The following is a 2700-nucleotide window of genomic DNA, read 5'->3' as shown; positions in this document are numbered from 1 at the left end:
GCGGCCGGGCGTTGCGCCCGGCCGGGCGGTGGTCGGACCTCTCATCAGCGTCTCCGACGGCACCCCTCGGACCCGGTGACACCACCCCCCAGGTCATCCGTTCGACAGGGGGCAACAGTCATGCCGGGCCCGGAGGCCAGCGGCCCTCTTGCAGGACCGCGAAAAACATAACGGGGTCGGACCGATCCGCCTTCTCCGTGGGAGCCGTCTTCGGCGCCCTCTTCTTCGGCCCACTGACCGCCTGGCTCGCCAACCTCGCCGTGGTCGCATGGCTCGCTCTGACGGCCGCTGTGGCCGGAGAACTCGCTGGACAGCGATGGACAGCGACCCACGGGCCGACCCCGAGCCGGGCGGGCTCGTCGCGGATTCGGTCCGCGAGCTGAACGCCCCGCTGCTGATCGGCGCGATTCTCGACGGACCCGGGGGCCGCTCGTACAACGCCGGGCAGCCCCGGGTTCCCGGGCAGGGCCCGGTGGCCGCCTACGCGAAGCGGCAGCTGGTCCCGTTCGGCGAGTACGTCCCGAGGCCCGGTCCGTCCTCGGCGGGCCCGGCGCGCTGCAGCTCATCCCCCCGGGACTTCGCCCCGGGCTCGTCCCAGGCACCCCTCGCCGCCGGCCCCGTCTGGATCGGCGACGTGATCTGCCACGAGATCGCGTACGACGGGCGGGTCTGCGACACGGTGCGCGGACCAGGCCGAGGGGTTCGACCCCTCCCGTCCGTATCGCGGCGGGTCGAGCAAGCACTTCCCCTTCGACTGGCGGCCTGACGCGTCAGCGTCGAGGGTCACGGAGGCGGCCCGGCCGGGCATACCAGCCGGGCCGCTCCCGTACCGCCGCGATCTCTACTTGAGGTAGCCGAGGACGGTCATCATCCCGGACTCGGCGTGGTAGACGTTGTGGCAGTGGATCATCCACAGGCCGGGGTTGTCGGCGTCGAAGTCGACGTCGAGCTTCTTGCCCGGCAGCACGATCGAGGTGTCCTTGCGCGCGCCGCCGTCGGCGAGGGCGTAGGTGTGGCCGTGCAGGTGCATGGGGTGCCACATCGTCGTGTCGTTCACGAACGACAGCCGGACGCGCTCGCCGGAGCGGACCGGATAGCGCTGAGCGGGGTCGTACTTCTTGCCGTTGATGGCCCAGTCGTACTTCGCCATCGAGCCGGTGAGCTTGAACTCGATCGTCCGGTCCGGCTGCCCCGACTCGAGCCGCACGGACTCGGCCGCCTTCAGCTGACCTCCGTGAACCACCTTCCCGTCGAGCTCCTTCGGGCGTACGGAGGCGGTGGGCGCGGCGCCGCCGCCGGTGCGCAGGACGGCGAGGGCGGAGCGGTTCTTTCCCTCGGCGAGCGCGGTGAGCGGGAAGGTTCCGTTCCCGACGGTGACGAGCGCGTCCAAGCGCTCGCCCATGCCGAGCAGGAGCGCGTCGGCCTGCGTCTGCTCGACGGGGAAGCCGTCCGTGTGCGTGACGGTGAACTTGTGTCCGCCGAGGGCGATCCGGAAGGCAGTGTCGCCGCCGGCGTTGATGATCCGGAGCCGGATGCGGTCGCCGGGCTTGGCTGTGAAGGTCTGCGGCTTGTCCGGCGTGCGACCGTTGATCAGGTAGTGCGGGTATCCGACATCCCCGGCGTCGCCGCCCAGCAGGTCACTCGTGGCGCCCATCAGCATCCGCGAGGGGCCGGACGGCTTCGGGGACGGGGACTTCTCGGTGGTCATCGACATGTTCGACATGTCGTGACCCTCCATGCCGCCCATGCCCATGCCCTTGCTCAGCTCGGCGAGCACGGCGTCCGGAGTGGAGCCGTCGACGCCGTCGACCCAGTCGTCGAGGACGATCACCCACTCCTTGTCGTACTTGAGGGGCTCCTTGGGGTCCTCGACGATCAGCGGGGCGTACAGGCCGCGGTCCTGCTGGACACCGGAGTGCGGGTGTAGCCAGTACGTCCCAGGGTGGGAGACCGCGAAGCGGTAGTCGAGGGAGCCGCCCGGCTTGATGTCGCGCTGGGTGACGCCCGGCACGCCGTCCATGTCGTTGCGGAGGGCGAGTCCGTGCCAGTGGATGCTGGTGGCCTCGGGGAGGTTGTTGGCCAGGGTCAGGGCGAGGGTGTCGCCGGCGGTGACCCTGACCTCCGGTCCGGGGAGGTCGTCTCCGTACGCCCAGGACCGGACGGTGCGTCCGCCACCCAGGTCGAGCGGGGTCTCGACGGCGGTCAGCTTGAACCTGCGCTCCGGACCTGGCTTCCGGAGGGCTTCGGTGGCACCGACCTCCTTGCTGTCGGGGGTCAGGTAGTCGCCGGCCGACGGCGTGCCGTCCCCTCCGGAGGAATGGTCCATGCCGCTCATGGAACCTGAGCAGGCGGTCAGCAGACCGGTGCCGGCGGCGGCGAGTCCCGCACCGAGGACGGTGCGGCGGGTGAGTCGGGACATGACTGTGGAACCTCTTGACGTGGTCGTTGCATGGACTGGGCGGCGTTTCGCTCACGAGGTGGAGCAGCCGGTCTGCCTATATGCGCAACAACGAGAGGCGGGTCAGGAAGGACCTGGGCGGGTCAGTAATCCGGTCGCCTGACGGCGACACCCTGTGTGCGTGAAAATCGGTGCGTGGTCGTCCGGCGGACGTCGTGACGCCTTGGCGCGTTCCGAGCCCGTGGGTCAGTAGGACGCTGGGGGTCCACCGACAGGCACCCGGATGTGTTGCTCCGAGCACG

General features: G+C 70.3%; 2 protein-coding genes. One reads left to right on the top strand and one right to left on the bottom strand.

Annotated elements, in window-relative coordinates:
* Window positions 1–316 precede the first annotated feature (316 nt).
* Window positions 317–766, top strand: a complete 450-nt coding sequence (locus tag QMZ92_RS35770) for a carbon-nitrogen hydrolase family protein (protein WP_283302107.1) — start codon at window positions 317–319, stop codon at window positions 764–766.
* Between the two features lie 75 nt (window positions 767–841).
* On the opposite strand, the gene QMZ92_RS35765 is transcribed toward QMZ92_RS35770, so the two are convergent.
* Window positions 842–2419 (bottom strand): multicopper oxidase family protein, encoded by a 1578-nt coding sequence (locus tag QMZ92_RS35765; RefSeq protein ID WP_283302105.1) that lies wholly within the window; start codon window positions 2417–2419, stop codon window positions 842–844.
* Between the last annotated feature and the right edge of the window lie 281 nt (window positions 2420–2700).

The sequence above is a fragment of the Streptomyces sp. HNM0645 genome (genome assembly GCF_030056615.1).
In the GTDB taxonomy this organism is placed as follows: domain Bacteria; phylum Actinomycetota; class Actinomycetes; order Streptomycetales; family Streptomycetaceae; genus Streptomyces; species Streptomyces marianii.
The sequence above is the reverse complement of the archived record's forward strand: the minus strand, read 5'-3'. Positions and strand labels throughout refer to the sequence as shown.

Bases quoted from the DNA above. Each gene is read 5' to 3' on its own strand.
- QMZ92_RS35765 (WP_283302105.1), bottom strand. From the start codon at position 2,419: ATGTCCCGACTCACCCGCCGCACCGTCCTCGGTGCGGGACTCGCCGCC.
- QMZ92_RS35770 (WP_283302107.1), top strand. From the start codon at position 317: ATGGACAGCGACCCACGGGCCGACCCCGAGCCGGGCGGGCTCGTCGCG.